This window comes from Peribacillus sp. SIMBA_075, assembly GCF_046534585.1.
This window is the reverse complement of the sequence record NZ_JAWRYN010001467.1, coordinates 1-241: the sequence shown is the minus strand read 5'-3', so window position 1 is coordinate 241 and position 241 is coordinate 1. Positions and strand designations below refer to the sequence as shown.

The 241-nt window shown below is 66.8% G+C and carries 1 protein-coding gene; it reads left to right on the top strand.

All coding sequences use genetic code 11. From position 1 onward, the window contains the following. Positions 1–241 (top strand): hypothetical protein (locus SB775_RS33265; protein ID WP_410865565.1); only part of this gene is annotated, 241 nt, incomplete at both ends.

Below are 241 nucleotides of genomic sequence, written 5' to 3'. Positions count from 1 at the left end.
CCAGATCCGCGCGTACGACGACTGGCAGACCGCCGACGCCCAGGCGGCCGCGGGGGCGTCGAAATATTACGCGGATATCGCGAACTCGAATCTCGCCTATGCGCAGTTTCAGTCGTACCTCGCCGATCCCGCCTACAAGACGGCGGTCGATACCGGCGTCGGCAAGCTGAACGACGCGCTGGCGTCGCAGAACCTCGAAGTATCGCTGCCCGATGCGCCGGCCTCCACGGACGCCGCGCAG